The following is a 16,686-nucleotide window of genomic DNA, read 5'->3' as shown; positions in this document are numbered from 1 at the left end:
TCGCCGCGAACTGTGGGACGCCGGCGCCGGCGCTCTTATCGCACCCATTAGGAACGCTCCGATGCTTCGCACGCTTATCTGGATGACCATTGCGGTGTCAGCGGCAACCTCGTCGGCCGATGAACTGCCACAGATCCAAGACACGCCGAAGACCATCGATCCCGCACGAATCCTGTCGGAACTTTTAACGAAGCCCGTTAGTGGCGACTTTACGGAGTCGTCGTTACGAGAGCTGGTCGAGTGGCTCCGCGATAGGAACGGGCTCTCCGTCCTCGTTCACGAGCGGGCCCTCAATGACGCTGGCGTCTCGCTGGCCGAGCCCCTCAGCGACCGGATCGACAATCAGCCGCTGTACTTACTGCTGAACCGCTTGCAGCAGATCGAAGTTGCTTGGTACATGGAGAAGGGAATGCTCCACCTGACTTCCGAGGAAGAAGTTCTCACCCGCATCGTCACGCAGGCCTACAACGTCAGCGATCTGATCGACTCCGGAATCGACGTAGATTCATTGATTGATACGATCGTCTCGACGATCGCGGCGGACACATGGGCCGAAAACGGCGGCGGCGAGGGCGAGATCCGGGCGATCGGCGACGTGCTGTTCGTCAGCCAAAACGACCGTGTGCTGAGCCAAGTCGCCGCGTTGCTTGAGGCCCTGCGTAGCCACGGCCGCCAGACGATGGTGGGCGAGCCATCGCTGCACGAGAAAATCCGTGAGCAACTCAGCAAATCGGTGAGTATCGACTTCAACGACACGCCGTTGCTGGACGCCGTTGCCGAGCTCGCCGCCAAGTCGGAGATCGACATCCGTTTGGACCGTCCGGCGCTCGCCGACATCCGACTGCGCGACCGCGAGCCCGTCACGCTAACCCTGAGTGACCGCCCGGTAGGCACTGTCCTCCAGGCGATGCTACGTGAACTCGAACTCGATTGGGTGATCGACAGCGGCGTGCTCCAGGTGACGAGCATGGAGCGAGAAGAAGCACAACTCAAGGTCGCTGTCTACGACGTTCGTGATCTCTGCCGTGACAGGAACGAGGCCGAAGCTCTCATCGAAGCGATCACTGCGCAGACGGACTCCGCCAGTTGGGCCGAGAACGGCGGCGGCGAAGCCGATATCCGTAGCGCTTCCCCCGGAACGCTCGTCGTTTCGCAGCGCGAGCAGACTCACGTCGAGTTGCTCGCTCTGCTTGAGGCCTACCGCGAAGCTCTGCGGTCGTCTAAGCCTCGCGTAGCGCCCGATGATGGCGACGAACTGACAACGGTTTATTACCGAACCTACACCGGCGTCGCGTCCGACCTCGTCAAGCTCATACCAGAGATGGTGGCGCCGGACACCTGGGGTGGTGAGGGCGACGCCGAGACTTGGATTGTGATGGCGACCTCCGAGCCTCGGATTATACAGACGAACGAAAAGGCCGTTTCGCACGAAGTGAAACAGTCCACTCTGATTGTCCGGAACAAGCGGCGCGTACAAGGTGAGATCGCCAAGTTCATTCGCCGCGTCGAGTCCGGCGACCAATACAACACGATGGAGACCCCTAAGAGTGGCGGACTCGGCGGCGGTGGTGGCGGTTTCGGTGGTGGATTCTTCTCCGTTCCCTTCACGGTCGAGTGAATCTCATCCGCGGGTCGTCTCAACGGTCAATCGCCGAGGATTGAGATGGGCTGATACGTCAACCTAGCGGCCCGCTTGCGACAGTGGCGGGCCCCCCTTTTCACTATCAACCAACTCTTCCGCACTCAGCGAGCCGGGAAGCGTCAGCTCCCGGAGTTGCAGCGCGGACCCGCTCCCCTCCGGGAGCTGACGCTACACGGCTCGCAGGTGGCTTTGATCGGTCCGAGGAACGAACCTCACTCTGTCGGAAATCTAAATTTGGCGTGTTAGAATGTGCTCTCGCTGCTCCTCGAATGCCACTTTCTCCGCCTTGCTATGATTCGCCACCGGTTGCTTGTCGTCCTTGCTCTCGCTGCAACTTGTCAAGTCGTTTCGGCCGCTGAGTCGGCGTCGGGCGACGCCTGGCTCTTCACCTCGTTCCGCGGCAACGGCGATGGCCTGCACCTCGCTTACAGCGACGATGCCCGCACGTGGGTGACGATCCCAGGCCCGATCGTTACGCCGACCGTTGGTTCGAAGTTGATGCGCGACCCGCACATTACGCGCGGGCCGGACGACGTGTTCCACATGGTTTGGACCTCGGGTTGGGGCGATAAGGGGATCGGATACGCCAGCTCGCGCGACCTGGTGACATGGTCGGAGCAGCGTTACCTGCCGGTGATGGAGGACCTCGCCGACACCCGGACCTGCTGGGCGCCGGAGGTTTATTACGACGGGGCGAACGAGCAGTTTCTCATCGTCTGGTCGTCCGATGTCCCCTCGGCGTCGCCGACGCCGAACCCCAAGGGTGGTTACCACCGCGCCTACTACGTGACGACGAAGGACTTCCAGTCGTTCTCGCCCCGGCGGATGTTGTTCGATCCGGGCTTCAACAACATCGACACGACCATCGTCCGGTCGGGCGACAAATACTACCTCGTCTGCAAAGAGACCGACGACCAACCGAAAGAGGTCTGGGGCCGCATCGTCGCGGCGGTCGCGGATCAGATGGCGGGGCCCTACCGGCTGCTCGCCAAGCCGCTGGTGGAGAACCAACGGGTCGAAGGTCCGGCCATCGCGTCGCTCGGCGACAAGACGATCCTGTACGCCGACTTCTACGCGGAGGGTCGCTACCTCGCGCTAGAGACCGACGACTGGACCGAGTGGCGTGACGTCTCTGACAAGTGCTCGGTCGTTCCCGGTCAGCGTCATGGAAGTCTCTTGCGAGTGACGCGCGACGAACTCAAGCGTCTCGCCCCCGACGCCGGCCGCGCAGCGCCCGCCGCGGTGCTGCCGGGCGTCAACGCCGACCCGCACCTCGCGGTCTTCGGCGATCGCGCTTACCTCTACCCGACCACCGACGGGACCGAGGGTTGGCGTTCGACTTCGTTCCATGCGTGGTCGTCGGCGAACCTCCGTGACTGGCGCGACGAGGGCGTGATCCTCGACCTGCCGCGCGACCTCGAGTGGGCCGACATCCACGCCTGGGCGCCGGCGATCGCGACGCGCAACGGCAAGTACTATTACTACTACAGCGCGAACAAGAACATCGGCGTCGCCGTCGCGGACAAGCCTGCCGGGCCATTCACCGATCCGCTCGGCAAGCCGCTCGTCGCTTCACGTGACTACCGCGGCATGCAGTGCATCGATCCGATGGTCTTCGTCGATGAAGACGGCGCGGCGTATCTCTACTGGGGCCAAGGCCGCTGCAAGGCCGTGCGGCTGGGCGACGACATGATCTCGTTCGACGCCTCGAACGTGCGCGACATCACGCCGCCGGGTTACAACGAGGGCCCCTTCGTCCACCGCCGCGGCGACAAGTACTACCTGACGTGGTCCGAGTACGACACGCGCGACCCGCGCTACTCGGTCGCTTACGGCGTGGCGGATTCACCGCTGGGGCCGTACGAAAAGCCCGCGAAGAACCCGATCCTCAAAGGGCGCGGCGTCATTCAAGGCGCCGGCCATCACTCGATCGCCAAGCTCCCTGGCGACGACAACTGGGTGATCGCCTACCACCGCTTCAAGATCCCCGGCGGCGACGGCTACAACCGCGAGACGTGCCTCTCGCCCCTACGGCACAGCGAAGACGGCGCGATCCTGCCGGTCGATGTTTATGAACCCGTTGAAGCGATCGACCTGCCGTAACCCGATCAATACTGACGGTGTGCGTGCTGCTACGACCGCTGCGCTCCGGGCTGGCCCGATTCCACGACGAAGGTCGCCAGCTCGTCGACGCGGCTGTCGGACTTCGTCACGTCGTCGACGGTGTAGTAGCGGCTTGTCCAGTTGTCGTGCGTCAGCTCGCAGGCGACGTAGCCGCGTTGGCGGTCGTGGAACTTGACGTTGGGATTCTTGGCTTGCAGCTTGCTGAGGTCGGTCTTCTTCGGACCGTTGCCGCCGCTAGAGATCGACGTGCCGACGAACTCGGTCGCCACGATCGGAGACTTCTCGTCGAGGTCGTTCGCGTGCAGGTCGTTCACCCAGTTGGAGTGGATGTCGCCGGTGAGCACCACGGGGTTGGCGACCCGTCGTTCGGCGAGGAACGACATCAAACGGTTGCGTTCACCGAGGTAGCCCGACCACTGGTCCATCGAGTAGCCCTCGTCGTTGCCCGCTCGATCGACGGCGCCCATCATCACCTGCTGGGCGAGGATGTTCCAACGCGACGACGATGTCAGCAGCGACGCCTCGAGCCACTCGAGCTGCTCGGCGCCGAGCATCGATTGGTTGGCCGCGAGGCACGTCGCGTCGATAGCGTGCTTGCCGTCCCCTTGAGGCTGGTCGCAGCGGTACTGCCGAGTGTCGAGGACGAACATCTCCGCCAGGTCGCCGATCCGCACCTTGCGATAGAGCCGCAGGTTCGGCCCCTTGGGGAGCGAGCGCGGCCGCAGCGGCATCGCCTCGTAGTAAGCCTGGTAGGCGTTCGCGCGGCGGACGAGGAAGTCGACCGGATCGACTTCGAGCTTTTCGGAGACCGACGCCGCGTAGTTGTTGTCGAACTCGTGGTCGTCCCACGTCACCATCCACGGGCACTGCGCGTGCATCGCTTGTAAGAGCGCGTCGCTGCGGTAGAGCGCGTGGCGGCGGCGGTAGTCATCGAGCGACTCAATCTCATTGCCGACGTGCTCACGCACGCCGCCCTTCTTCGCCTTCCCCTCGTAGATGTAGTCGCCGAGGTGCACGACCATATCGAGGTCCTGCTCGGCCATGTGCCGATAGGCGGCGTAGTGCCCGGACTCGTAGTGTTGGCACGACGCGAACGCGAAGCGAAAGCCATCCGGGCTGGCGAACTTCTTCGGCGTGGTGCGTGTGCGGCCAACGGGGCTCTCGGCGCCGCCGGCCGTGAAGCGGTAGTAGTACCAGCGGTCGGGCCGCAGCCCTTCGGCGACGGCGTGGACCGAGTGGCCGAGCTGCGGCGTCGCCATCTCACGGCCGCGGCTGACGACCTTCTTGAACTGCTCGTCCTCGGCGACCTCCCACTTCACCGCGATCGGCAGCGGGTCCATGCCGCCGCCGGCTTCGAGCGGACGTGGCGCCAGACGCGTCCAGAGGAGCACGCTGGTCGCGAGCGGGTCGCCCGACGCCACCCCGAGCGTGAAGGGGTACTCCGGCAGTTGACCGCCGCCTGTGATCCGGGCCGCCTTCGCCAACAACGGCTCCGCGGTGAGGCCGGCGACGTACGCCATGAACAGCCGCCGATCGACCCCCCCGACGCGGCGGGCTTCGTTGCGAAACTCGGTGGTGGTTGGTCGGTTCATCGGTGGAGTCCTCGGCGCACGTGAAAGGATTGCCTATCAAGCTCTCGGCGAGTGTAACCCGGCTGTATGAAGGCTCCGCGAAGTGAATAATTATCTGAGTTGGCTATGCCACCGAACGCGCGAGAATATCGATGCGAATCGGGTAGCTTCCGGTTGCGGCGTGGCGCGCCCACTCCACTCCGGGAGCTGACGCTTCCCGGCTCGCATGACAAGCTACGAGGGGCGCGACACGGTCACGACACGCAGGTCGCAGACGTTGGTGTTCGTGGGGCCCGTCTTGAGCAGCGCCTCGACGCCGTCGAACAGCGGGTAAGCGTCGTTGCGACGCATCGTGTCGGCGAGGTCGGCGCCGACGAGCTTCGCGGCGATGCGCTCGTCGACCATCGCGCCGGCGGCGTCGGTTGGGCCGTCTTCGCCATCGGCGCCGCCCGAGACGACGGCGATATCGCGGCAATCGCCGATCGCTTGTAGAGCGGCGAGAACGAGTTGTTGGTTGCGGCCACCTTTGCCGCGAATTTCGGGCGGGGCGAGCATCACGGTCGGTTCGCCGCCGGTGATCAAGCAGTCGGGCTCGTTGGGCGCCGTCGCGTCGCGCATGCGAAGCGCCATCTGCGCGAGGTGACGGCCCACCTCTTCGGCGGGCCCTTCCGATCGCCGCGCGCAGTCCATCGCATGGCTGTAGCCGAGCTTCTCCGCCTCGACGCCTGCGGCATCCACCGCCGTTGCGTTGTTGGCGAGGACAAGAGTAGTTGCTTCCGTCGTCGGTCGCGCGCGCTTTTCGTTGGCCGTCGATTGCAGTATGTGAACGACGTTTGCTAACTGTGGCTCGCCGCCAAGCCGCAAGCGGTCGAGGACAGCGAGCGCGTCGGCGGGGGTCGATTGCGGCTCGACCGTCGGGCCGCTCGCAATCAAGTCGAGCGGATCTCCGAGCACGTCGGAGATCACCAGCGTTACCAGCCGGCCCGCGCGGCACGCCCGCGCGAGGCCACCCCCTTTGAAGCGGCTGAGGTGTTGGCGGACGGTGTTCAACTCGTCGATTGTCGCGCCGGCTGCGGCGAGCAACTTGGCGACGGCGATCTTGTCGTCGAGAGTTAGCCCCTCCGCCGGTGCTGGCATCAACGCCGAGCCGCCGCCTGACAACAAGCAAATCACGACATCGTTCGGCGCCGCTTCGCTCACCAATCGCAGCATTTCGGCCGTCGCCGCGGCGCCTTCGGGGCGTGGTTCGTTGACGCCCGCGGGCCTGCCACCGATGAGTTTGATGGCTTGCGTCGCCGCGACGCAGTCCGCCGGCACGCTCAAGAGGCCGGCAACACGGCGCGCCTCAACCAGCGGCGCGATCGCCGCCTCAAAGCCGCGGGCCATGCCGGCGCCCGCTTTGCCACCGCCGACGACGATCAACCGCCCGACATCCGTGAGATCGATATCGAGGCCGTCGCCACTGGACGTCTCGATCGTCAGCAGCGTGTCCTCAAGCCGGATCGCATCGGCGAGCAACCGCTCCGGCGCGACGCCGGCGACGCCGGCTCGCCAGATGCGCACGGCGTCGTCCAGCAGGGACCGCTCACGACGCCCACTCATCGGCGCGACCTACTTCGCCGCTTGGCGTGAGGGCTCGGGCTCCGACTTCGTTTGCTGGATCGCGGCGTGGTCGCAGCAGGTCGATTCGATCGACTTAATCTTGTCGAGCCGGCGGGCGTGACGGCCCCCCTCGAACTCGGTGCCGACCCACACCTCGACCATCCTCTCAGCGACCCGCGCGCTGAGGAGGTCGGCCGAGAGGCAGAGGATGTTCAGGTCGTTGTGGCGCCGACTGATCTCGGCGGTGACCTCGTCGCTGCACGGCGCCGCGCGGACGCCGGGGTACTTGTTGGCGGCGATCGCCATGCCGATCCCCGTGCCACAAATCAGCACGCCGCGGTCGATCGCCCCGTCGCTCACCTTGCACGCCACAAGCGACGCGAAGTCGGGGTAGTCCACGCTCTCCGAACCGTCGGAGCCATCGTCGCTGACTTGGTGGCCGAGCGACTCGAGCTTGGCGATGATCGCCCGCTTGAGTTCTACGCCGCGATGATCGCTGGCGACGGAGATACGCATCTTGCTTGGTCCGGTTGGGCGGCGGGGTCGCCGGTAGGTTTAGGTGAAAAGGGCGTCAGGCGTCGCGACGACCCGATCCGATGGGGCGGGTCGCGGTTACTTGGCCGCGGTTACTTATTGGTCGAGGCACGCAGCTCGGTGAGGATCTGCTCGGCGTGGCGTTCCACCCCGGCGCGGATCTGCTCGGCACACCTCTCGTAGACCTCCAGCGGCCCGCCGATTGGGTCGCTGATGGCGCCGCCTGAAGCGTCCACCAGCTTGACACGACCAGCCGCCTCGGGCCAGAGGCTTAGGATCGATTCTACGTGGGAGGGGGTCATCGCGAACAGCCAATCCGCCTGGCGGACGAGGTGCTCGGTGAGCTGCTGGGCGGAGTGGGCGTCGCACGAAAGTCCTTGCTTACGAAGGACTTCCGCCGTTTCAGGGCTCGCCGGGCTGCCGGCGGCTGCGGCAATCCCCGCCGAGGCCACCATCACGCCGCTCTGCTCCAGTTCGTCCTCGGCGACGCCCAACTCGTCGGCCAGCCGGCGACGCATCAGGACCTCCGCCAGCGGGCTGCGGCAGGTGTTTCCGGTGCAGACGAAGATCACAAGCATTCGCGACAGCCTTTCGAGCGTAGGCCGGCCGACGACCCCTTCACGGAGGACCTCGAAGCCGGCTTCGGTTATCCGCACTACCGACGAGGGCTGACCATACCGCGCCGGGCCGTCATCGAGCACCAGGGACAGCTTGTCCCCCAGGGCCTCGACGCAATCCTTGGCGGTGGTGGCGTCGGGTTCGCCCGACTTGTTGGCGCTCGACAGGGCGATCGGCCCGGCCAGCATCCTGAGGATGTCCTGCACGAGCTGATTCGCCGGCGACCGCAGGCCCACCGAGCCATTGGGGCACACGTAGGGCAGGACGGCCTGAGGAAGCTGCCTGAGCAGCCCCTCCTGCCTGTTGGCCTCCACCACCAGGGTCACCGGCCCCGGCCAGCAGCGACGCGCCAGACGCCTCGCGACGGCGTTCCAGCCGGGGGCGTAGTCCTCGGCGTCCTCGACGCTCTTCACCGCCAGGGCGAACGGCGAGGCCATGTCGCGGCCCTTGGCGGCCGCTAGCCGGGCGACGGCGTCCGGGTGGGTCGCGCTGGCGGCGATGCCGTATACCGTCTCGGTCGGGATGGCCACCAGCTGCCCTTCGGCGAGGGCCTGGACAGCCCGATGCACCACGTCGCGGACGTCGTCCGCTCGGGCGACGTTGATGACGGTCGGCGGCATGGAGACAGGTCGTGAGGGGCCCGAGCGATCTAGCCCGGGCTAAAATCCATAAGTCCAGCCCTGGATTCTATTTGGTGCGAATTGCCCGGGCAACCAGTGCCTCTCCTCTACTTAGAATCGCCTAGACAAATCCGCTCGCTTGCCCCCCTCTGGGGCCAAGGCGAGAATCACCCTGTCACCCCACCCCCGCCAGCATAAAGGGGGGAACCACAAAGGAACGAAGGAACACAAAGCAAAGGACCTTAGGTGGTTAGTTGTAGGGTGGGTCATGACCCACCACGAACCCTAAATTTGCTCCGCTATTGGTGGGTCGCGACCCACCCTACGCCTGATACGTTGTTCCTTCGTTCCTTTGTGGTTAACAACTGCCATCCGTGAGAGAAGCATGTCGCTAGCTGACAACATCGAAGAGCGCGCCGCTCGCTTTGCCGATCGCTACAAGGCGGTTTACGCCGAGCTGGGCAAGGTCATCGTCGGGCATGGCGACATCCTGCACGGCGTGCTGACGTGTCTCTTCGCGGGGGGGCATACGCTGCTGGAGGGCGTGCCGGGGCTCGGCAAGACGCTGCTCGTGAAGACGCTCAGCGAGGTGCTCGAGCTCGACTTCAGCCGCATCCAGTTCACGCCCGACCTGATGCCCGCCGACATCCTCGGCACGAACCTCATCGTCGAAGACCCCGACGGTCGCCGGCGGTTCGAGTTCCAACGCGGGCCGATCTTCACGCAGATCTGCCTCGCCGACGAGATCAACCGCGCGACGCCCAAGACGCAGTCGGCCCTGCTCGAAGCGATGCAAGAGAAACGCGTCTCGACGGCCGGCACGACATTCGAACTCCAGCACCCCTTCTTCGTCCTGGCGACGCAGAACCCGATCGAACAAGAGGGGACCTACCCGCTCCCCGAGGCGCAGCTCGACCGCTTCTTCTTCAAACTCGTCGTCGGCTACTCGGGCCGCAAGGACCTCAACGAGATCCTCCACCGCACGACGACCGGCGCCGTGTTCACGCCCGCGAAGGTGATGGACGGAGAGGAGATCCGTGAGCACCAGCAGCTGGTGCGCGAAGTGATCCTCGCCCCGCACGTGCAGGACTACATCGCGAGGCTCGTGCTGGCGACGCACCCCGAAGGCGAGTTCGCCGCCCCCGCCACCAACCAGTCGCTACGCTGGGGCAGCAGCCCGCGCGGAGCGCAAACGATCGCCCTCGCCGCGAAGGTGCGGGCGCTGCTCGGCGGCCGCTTCAACGTCAGCTTCGACGACATCCGCCGCGTCTACCTGCCGGCGATGCGCCACCGGGTGATCCTCAACTTCGAAGCCGAAGCCGAGAACACCGACCCCGACACGATCCTCACCGCAATCCTCAAACACGTCCCCGAGAAGGCGGACGATTCGAAGGCGGCTTGATGGTGCGTTTAGGAAGGGGGATGGAGCTGTCGCTCCGGTGATTTTCTAGGCGAAAATGGCCACCGAGTTGGCTATAATGTTCATACGTGCACTTCGCCATACATAGGGCAGTCGGGGCTTACTCACTAGGGGCTGGAGGCGCCGCGAATGATCAAAGAAAGTCTGACGGATTGGCCAGAAGGCGGCGAGCCGGCGACGCGAGTCGTCGGAGGTGCGATAAGGAAAGGAGATAGGGGGATGTTGGTGATAGGGGGGATGGAGCTGCCGCTCCGGCGGTAAGCTGTAGGCCGTAACAGGCGTCAGCGCGGTTACGGCCCGGCAGTGACAAAGACGCAATCGTCGGAACTTCGCTTACTCTTGTTACGGCATACAAGCTACTCGAGACCTTCGATTATCCAAGGCAATAGATTGAATGTCTGACCACTGGGAAATCTACCTGTGCCAAGTCGAAGACAAACCCGCATCGATTCTGTTCGATGTTGGCATCCGCCAGCAGGCGCCTGTACCAGCTTTGGACTGGGTCGGGTGGCTACGACTTCACATGCGTGATCCGCGCCCAGATGGACTTTCCAGCAACTCCGAGTACGACAGACTTATCGAAATTGAAGAGTCGGTCAGCACCGCAGTTAACCAAGCACGCTGCTCTATTGCTTACGTAGGCCGTAACACCGGCAACGCGAAACGAGACTTCTTTTTCTACTCCGACAACCAGATCTGTTTAGAGTCCTTGCTCGCTCAAGCGATGGTTGGATACCCTGAATATCAATTTGAAGTTGGTGGCCGTGAAGATGCTGAGTGGGACATCTACCTCGGCTTCCTCTACCCAGACAGCCGGACATGGCAAGTCATCTCGGATCGCAAACTTACCGACAGACTCGCGCAAGACGGTGACAACGGAACGATCCCGCGCGATGTCTCTCATTGGGCTTATTTTAAGACCGTCGAATCGAGAACGAAGTTCATCGAACAATTCACGTCCGATGGCTTTTCAGTAGAGCAGCAATTCTCCAGTGATGAATCCGAATTACAGCACTGCGTCGTACTGACGCGAAATCATGCTGTCGATCCTGATAATATCCATACAATATCGTTGCGAATGCACGATACGGCGGCTGATTTAGGAGGGAGCTACGATGGATGGGAAACGCCGATCGTAAAGCAGACACCATAGCCGAGATGCTTTTGACACCGGAGCGGTAGCTCCATCCCCCCTATCACCAACATCCCCCCTATCACCAACATCCCCCTATCTCCTTTCCTGGATTCACCTCCGACGACTAACGTCGCCGGCTCGCCTCCATGCCGCTTACCCAAGACCTTCTGCCGCCCGATCTGGCCCGCCGGCTTCAGCGGCTTGAGCTCGTGACACGCAAGGTGTTTCGGGGGCGGATGAAGGGGGAGCGGCGGTCGGCCAAGAAAGGGCAGAGTGTTGAGTTTGCTGACTTTCGCAATTACGTCGCGGGCGATGATTTGCGGGCGCTCGACTGGAACCTTTACGCCCGGCTCGACAAGTTGATTGTGAAGCTCTTCCTTGAAGAGGAGGACCTGCACTTCTACACGCTGATTGACGCGTCGCCTTCGATGGCGTTCGGCGAGCCGACGAAGCTCGAGTACGCCAAGCGGCTCGCCGCGGCGCTGGGGTACATTGGGCTGACGCGGGCCGACCGGGTGCGCGTCGAGACGCTCGGCGGTGAGCGGAGCCCCGTGATGCGTGGGCGGCGGGGCGTGCCGCGGCTGCTCGAGTTCCTGGAGAAGATTGAGCCAACCGAGAACGTGTCGCTCGAAGAGGGCGTGCGGAAGTTCTGCCTGCGCAATAGCGGCAAAGGGGTCGTCGTGCTGATCACCGACCTGATGGACAAGCAGGGCTACGAAGCGGCGATGCGGTACCTCGTCGCCCAGCGCGTCGATACCTACGTGATCCAAGTGCTGAGCGGGGCCGAGATCGACCCCGACGTAGCGGGCGACCTCCGCCTCGTGGACTGCGAAGACGGCGACATGGCCGAGGTGACGATCAGCGCCCCGCTCATCGCCCGGTACAAAGAAACGCTCGCCACGTTCACCGCCGGCGCCCAAGACTACTGCAACCGTCGCGGCATGAACTACCTGCTGACAAGCACGGAGCGACCGGTGGAGGAGCTGATGACGACGTGGCTGCGGAAGCGTGGTCTTATTCGATGACGCGGTTTCATCACAGAGGCACGGAGAGCGCGGAGGACGCACAGAGGTACGTAAGATTTCTTGTGGGAGGGGTCTCCAGACCCCGATTACGGTGTCCTAACCGTATACGGCATGGAGCGCGTAATCGGGGTCTGGAGACCCCTCCCACAGTAGAATAGTTGGCTATGGCATTCAGGAAACTCTCTCAGTGCTTCCTCCGTGCCCTCCGTGCCTCTGTGGTTAACCCTTGAACGAGTTTTTTCGCAACACGCTCTCCCCCGCCCAGTGGGCCGTGCTTGGCGCGGTTCCGCTGGCGATCCTCGCGCTGTACTTCCTCAAGCTGAAGCGGGCGCCGCTGGAGGTGCCGAGCACTTATCTGTGGCGGAAGAGCATCGAGGACCTGCGCGTCAACAGCCTGTGGCAGCGGCTACGGCGGAGCCTGTTGCTGTTATTGCAGTTGCTCGTGGCTCTATTGGCGATCCTTGCGGTGCTGCGGCCCGGTTGGCAGGGGACGAAGCTCACCGGCGGCAAGCTCATCTTCCTGGTTGATAATTCGGCGAGCATGTCGACGAGCGACGGTGAGGGCGACGGCGAAGCCGGAAGCGAGGCGCGGCTTGTAGCCGCGCGGGAACACGTCGCGGGGCTGATCGATCAGATGGACAGCGACATGTCGGCGATGATCGTCTCGTTCGCCGGCGAGCCCGCGGTGGTGCAATCGTTCACCAACAACCGGCGATTGTTGCGTGAACGGTTGGCGACGATCGAACCGACGGTCGCTTCGACCGACCTCAAGGGCGCGTTGGAGTTGGCGAGCGGGTTAGCGTCGCCCGCTAAGTCGCAAGCGAACGGCGGGACCGAGGTTGACGCTGCCGAAGAAACGGCCGAGGCGGATCTGCGGCCTGAGGAGCCCGCGACGTTGTTCATCTTCAGCGACGGCCGGTTCGGCGACGTGAAGGACTTCGCGCTGGGGAACCTCGACCCGGTTTACGTGCCGATCGGCTCGGCCGAGACGCCCAACCTGGCGATCACGGCGCTCGAAACGCGTCGCAGCGAATCCGACGCCGGCAAACTCCAGGCGTTCGTCCAGGTCGCGAACTACTCCGGCGAAGCGGCCGAGGCCGTGGTCGAGCTGCGACGTGGCGGGCGGCTAGTCGATGCCCGGAAGCTGTCGATCGCGGCCGGTGACATCGCCGGCTCGACGTTCCCCGTTGGTGAGGCGGCGCTGAATGGGGGGAGCGGCTCCGGCGACGGCGTGCTCGAAGCCCGCTTATCGAGCGACGCCTTGGCGATCAGCAACGATCAACTCACAGTCGACGACGTCGCCTACGCCGCGATCAACGAGTCGCAAGCCAGCCGCGTGCTGCTGGTCACCAGCGGCAACGTCGCGGTGGAGCAAGCCCTCGTCACCGGCCGGGCGGGCCGCCTCGGCGATATCACCGTCGAACCCCCGTCGTTCCTCGAGTCCAACAGTTACGAAACCCGCGCTGCAGCAGGAACCTACGACCTCATCATCTACGACCGCTGCACCCCAAAAGCCCCACCGCGCTCCAGCACGGTCTACATCGGAGTCCTCCCCCCAGGCGAAGCCTGGCGCGCGTCCCCTAGCCCCCAGTCCCTAGCCACTGGTCCCTCTCTTGGCCCCTCTCTGTCCGTTCCCCAAATCATCGACTGGAACCGCAGCCACCCACTGCTGGCCAACGTCGAGCTCGGCAATTTCGATATCGTCGAGTCGCTGCTGCTGACGCCGCCCGCCGGCGCGACGGCGCTGGTGGAAGCGTCCGGGGGCCCGATCGTCGCGGTCGCCCCGCGCGATCGTTACGAGGACGTGGTGCTCGGATTTCCAATCCTGGTCGAGATCGACGGCGCGCTGCAACGCAACACCGACTGGATCAACCGACTCAGCTTTCCGACGTTCTGGCTCAACACGCTCGAGTACTTCGCCGCGCGGCAGGCGGTGGGCGACCGCTCGCTGCGTCCTGGAGAGGCGATCGAGCTGCCGCCGCTATCGCCGGCGACCGAGTCGATCGTCGTCACGTCGCCCTCGGGCAAAGCCGAGACGCTCCGCCGCCGCGGCGAGCAGCCATTCGTGTATCGGCTGACGGACGAGCTCGGGGTTTATCGCGTCACGGAGGGCAATCGCGAGACGCGGCGGTTCGCGGTCAACCTGTTCGATCCGGCCGAGAGCGACGTGCGAATCCGCACGGATGAGACTCCCGAGGACGCCGAAGAGGCGGCGGTGGCGTCGATCAAGATCGGCGACCTCGACATCGCCGCCGCCGCGGGGGCGACGCCGGCCCGACACGAATTGTGGCGTGCCTTACTGATCGCGGCGCTTTGTTTACTCGTCGTCGAGTGGTGGATTTATCACCGGCGCGTCTACCTGTGAGGCTGTAGTTTCTCCCCTACCTCGTAGGTAGGGTCCGGAGGGTCTGCGTTGTCCAGATAGATTGCCGCTCATTTAGCGTGACGATAAACCCTTTGTGGGAGGGGTCTCCAGATCCCGATTACGCGCACCATGCCGAATCGGTTTGGATACCGAAATCGGGGTCTGGAGACCCCTCCCACAGAACCACATCGGTACCCAAGCCCCACCTAGACTGACGCTCGAGACCCTCCCCTAACCCCTCCAAAGCGAGGGGGATAAGCGCTTCGATCGTTGATCGCCTGCGACCCACCGGCTACCCTAAAAGCCCCGAGCTGACTGCCGCTCGGGCGCCTCTCTTCGCCTCGATTGGAATCTGTCGCCATGCCGCAATCGTCCGCTGAAAAGTCCAGCCAACCGACCAGCCCCGGCCCCTCGCGCCGCCAGTTCCTCGGCGCCACCGCCGCGACAGCCGCTTCGGGGCTGGTGGTTCCTAGGGCGTTCGGCGCCGTGCATGAGGGGGGCTCCGACACCCTGCGGATCGGTCTGGTCGGTTGCGGCGGTCGCGGCAAGGGCGCCGTGCGTGACGCGTTGACGGCTGGTAAGGAAGTCGAGCTGGTGGCGATGGGCGACGCCTTCGCCGACAACACCGAGGCCGCTTACAACGAACTCTCGGGCGCCCTCGGCGATCGGATCAAGGTCTCGAAGGAACGCCGCTTCTCGGGCTTCGACGCCTACAAGTCGGTGATCGAGTCGGACTGCGACATGGTGATCCTCGCCACGCCGCCGGGCTTCCGTCCGCTGCACTTCGCCGCCGCGGTCGATGCCGGCAAACACGTCTTCATGGAGAAGCCCGTCGCGACCGACGCCCCCGGCATCCGGCAAGTGATGGAGTCGTCGAAGATCGCGAAGGAGAAGGGCCTCGGCGTCGGCGTCGGTCTGCAGCGCCGCCACGACGACCAGTACATCGCCACGATCGACAAGATCTGGAACGGCGCCCTCGGCGGCGGCCTCGGCGGCGACGTGCTGTACACCCGCGTCTACTGGAACTCCGGCGGCCTCTGGGTGCGCCCGAGGACGTCCGAGCAGACCGAGATGGAGTACCAGATGCGCAACTGGTACTACTTCAATTGGCTGTGCGGCGACCACATCGTTGAGCAACACATCCACAACATCGACGTCAGCAACTGGATCAAGCAGGGCCACCCGGTGATGGCCAACGCCATCGGCGGCCGCGAGGTCCGCAAAGGCAAGGACCACGGCCAGATCTTCGATCACCACGCCGTGGAGTTCACCTACGAAGATGGCACGACGATGATGAGTCAGTGCCGACACATCGACGGCGCTTGGTCACAGGTGTCCGAGTTCGCCCACGGCGCCGATGGCCACTGCAATGTCAGCGGCGGCCGGTTCTACGACCGCAACGGCAAAGTCGTTGATGTCGTCCGCAAGCGGGGCGAGAACGCCTACGTGCAGGAGCACATCGACCTGCAGAAGAGCATCCGCGAGGGCAAACCCCTCGCCGAGGGGGAGACCGGCGCCGAGGCCACGATGACCGCCATCCTCGGCCGGGTCGCCAGCTACAGCGGCAAGACCATCAAGTGGGACGACGCGATCAACTCGGACATCAGCCTGATGCCCGAGACCTACGCCTTCGACGCCAACCCGCCCGTCATGCCCGACGAGCAGGGACGGTACCCGGTCCCCGTGCCGGGTGTCTCGAACGGCTGGACGGCTTGAGCCGTGTCGGTCAGATTGCCGCTCGTAACGGGTGGGCCGGCTGGGAAAGGCCGAACCCACCGCATCGAGGGGCGGTCTGTAACCTCCGGCTGACGAGTGGCGTAGCGGCGTGGTAGATTTGCGCTCTCCGCGGGAGGGCCTACCGGCCACGTCGGTATGCCGACAACCTGTGGAAGAGCGACCGGGGACGTGGCGGAACTGGCAGACGCGCTGGATTTAGGTTCCAGTTCCTTCGGGAGTGCAGGTTCGATTCCTGTCGTCCCCACTACAACGCGAACACCCGGCGGCCCGACAAGAACGGGCCGCCGGGCCTA

The 16,686-nt window shown here is 64.4% G+C and carries 11 protein-coding genes and 1 tRNA gene; 8 read left to right on the top strand and 4 right to left on the bottom strand.

Annotation, left to right across the window (positions count from 1 at the left end):
- Nucleotides 1-61 precede the first annotated feature (61 nt).
- Both Spa11_RS03995 and Spa11_RS22735 read left to right on the top strand, forming a co-directional pair.
- The gene (locus Spa11_RS03995) at nucleotides 62-1,618 is read left to right on the top strand and encodes a FecR family protein (protein ID WP_145108238.1); all 1,557 of its coding nucleotides are present in this window, start codon (nucleotides 62-64) and stop codon (nucleotides 1,616-1,618) included.
- 315 nt (nucleotides 1,619-1,933) lie between these two features.
- Nucleotides 1,934-3,745: a family 43 glycosylhydrolase gene (locus Spa11_RS22735; protein ID WP_197529719.1), complete on the top strand. Its 1,812-nt coding sequence runs from the start codon at nucleotides 1,934-1,936 to the stop codon at nucleotides 3,743-3,745.
- 29 nt (nucleotides 3,746-3,774) lie between these two features.
- Here Spa11_RS22735 and Spa11_RS03985 read toward each other — a convergent pair whose 3' ends face one another.
- From Spa11_RS03985 to Spa11_RS03970, 4 genes are all read right to left on the bottom strand, one after another.
- Complete coding sequence (locus Spa11_RS03985; protein ID WP_145108235.1) at nucleotides 3,775-5,358, bottom strand: alkaline phosphatase D family protein; 1,584 nt, start codon at nucleotides 5,356-5,358, stop codon at nucleotides 3,775-3,777.
- Between the two features lie 213 nt (nucleotides 5,359-5,571).
- Nucleotides 5,572-6,939, bottom strand: a complete 1,368-nt coding sequence (locus tag Spa11_RS03980; protein WP_145108232.1) for a glycerate kinase type-2 family protein — start codon at nucleotides 6,937-6,939, stop codon at nucleotides 5,572-5,574.
- Between the two features lie 9 nt (nucleotides 6,940-6,948).
- Nucleotides 6,949-7,455, bottom strand: coding sequence for a ribose 5-phosphate isomerase B (gene rpiB, locus Spa11_RS03975; RefSeq protein WP_145108229.1), 507 nt, complete (start codon nucleotides 7,453-7,455; stop codon nucleotides 6,949-6,951).
- A gap of 110 nt (nucleotides 7,456-7,565) precedes the next feature.
- Complete coding sequence (locus tag Spa11_RS03970) at nucleotides 7,566-8,711, bottom strand: L-threonylcarbamoyladenylate synthase (RefSeq protein ID WP_145108226.1); 1,146 nt, start codon at nucleotides 8,709-8,711, stop codon at nucleotides 7,566-7,568.
- A gap of 385 nt (nucleotides 8,712-9,096) precedes the next feature.
- Here Spa11_RS03970 and Spa11_RS03965 point away from each other — a divergent pair, with 385 nt between their 5' ends.
- The 6 genes from Spa11_RS03965 to Spa11_RS03940 all read left to right on the top strand — a co-directional run bounded on the left by Spa11_RS03965 (nucleotide 9,097) and on the right by Spa11_RS03940 (nucleotide 16,637).
- On the top strand, nucleotides 9,097-10,113 hold the full coding sequence (locus tag Spa11_RS03965) for an AAA family ATPase (protein WP_145108224.1): 1,017 nt from the start codon (nucleotides 9,097-9,099) through the stop codon (nucleotides 10,111-10,113).
- Nucleotides 10,114-10,525: 412 nt separating this feature from the next.
- Nucleotides 10,526-11,284, top strand: coding sequence for a DUF695 domain-containing protein (locus Spa11_RS03960; RefSeq protein WP_145108222.1), 759 nt, complete (start codon nucleotides 10,526-10,528; stop codon nucleotides 11,282-11,284).
- A gap of 128 nt (nucleotides 11,285-11,412) precedes the next feature.
- On the top strand, nucleotides 11,413-12,291 hold the full coding sequence (locus Spa11_RS03955; RefSeq protein WP_145108220.1) for a DUF58 domain-containing protein: 879 nt from the start codon (nucleotides 11,413-11,415) through the stop codon (nucleotides 12,289-12,291).
- Nucleotides 12,292-12,517: 226 nt separating this feature from the next.
- Nucleotides 12,518-14,656 (top strand): vWA domain-containing protein, encoded by a 2,139-nt coding sequence (locus Spa11_RS03950; protein ID WP_145108218.1) that lies wholly within the window; start codon nucleotides 12,518-12,520, stop codon nucleotides 14,654-14,656.
- A 360-nt stretch (nucleotides 14,657-15,016) separates the two neighbouring features.
- Nucleotides 15,017-16,372, top strand: a complete 1,356-nt coding sequence (locus tag Spa11_RS03945; protein ID WP_145108216.1) for a Gfo/Idh/MocA family protein — start codon at nucleotides 15,017-15,019, stop codon at nucleotides 16,370-16,372.
- A gap of 183 nt (nucleotides 16,373-16,555) precedes the next feature.
- Nucleotides 16,556-16,637, top strand: a tRNA-Leu gene (locus Spa11_RS03940).
- Nucleotides 16,638-16,686: the final 49 nt, after the last annotated feature.

Source organism: Botrimarina mediterranea (assembly GCF_007753265.1).
GTDB classification, from domain to species: Bacteria; Planctomycetota; Planctomycetia; order Pirellulales; family Lacipirellulaceae; genus Botrimarina; species Botrimarina mediterranea.
This window is presented reverse-complemented; position numbering and strand designations above follow the sequence as displayed.

Bases quoted from the DNA above. Each gene is read 5' to 3' on its own strand.
- Spa11_RS03995 (WP_145108238.1), top strand. From the start codon at position 62: ATGCTTCGCACGCTTATCTGGATGACCATTGCGGTGTCAGCGGCAACC.
- Spa11_RS22735 (WP_197529719.1), top strand. From the start codon at position 1,934: ATGATTCGCCACCGGTTGCTTGTCGTCCTTGCTCTCGCTGCAACTTGT.
- Spa11_RS03985 (WP_145108235.1), bottom strand. From the start codon at position 5,358: ATGAACCGACCAACCACCACCGAGTTTCGCAACGAAGCCCGCCGCGTC.
- Spa11_RS03980 (WP_145108232.1), bottom strand. From the start codon at position 6,939: ATGAGTGGGCGTCGTGAGCGGTCCCTGCTGGACGACGCCGTGCGCATC.
- rpiB (WP_145108229.1), bottom strand. From the start codon at position 7,455: ATGCGTATCTCCGTCGCCAGCGATCATCGCGGCGTAGAACTCAAGCGG.
- Spa11_RS03970 (WP_145108226.1), bottom strand. From the start codon at position 8,711: ATGCCGCCGACCGTCATCAACGTCGCCCGAGCGGACGACGTCCGCGAC.
- Spa11_RS03965 (WP_145108224.1), top strand. From the start codon at position 9,097: ATGTCGCTAGCTGACAACATCGAAGAGCGCGCCGCTCGCTTTGCCGAT.
- Spa11_RS03960 (WP_145108222.1), top strand. From the start codon at position 10,526: ATGTCTGACCACTGGGAAATCTACCTGTGCCAAGTCGAAGACAAACCC.
- Spa11_RS03955 (WP_145108220.1), top strand. From the start codon at position 11,413: ATGCCGCTTACCCAAGACCTTCTGCCGCCCGATCTGGCCCGCCGGCTT.
- Spa11_RS03945 (WP_145108216.1), top strand. From the start codon at position 15,017: ATGCCGCAATCGTCCGCTGAAAAGTCCAGCCAACCGACCAGCCCCGGC.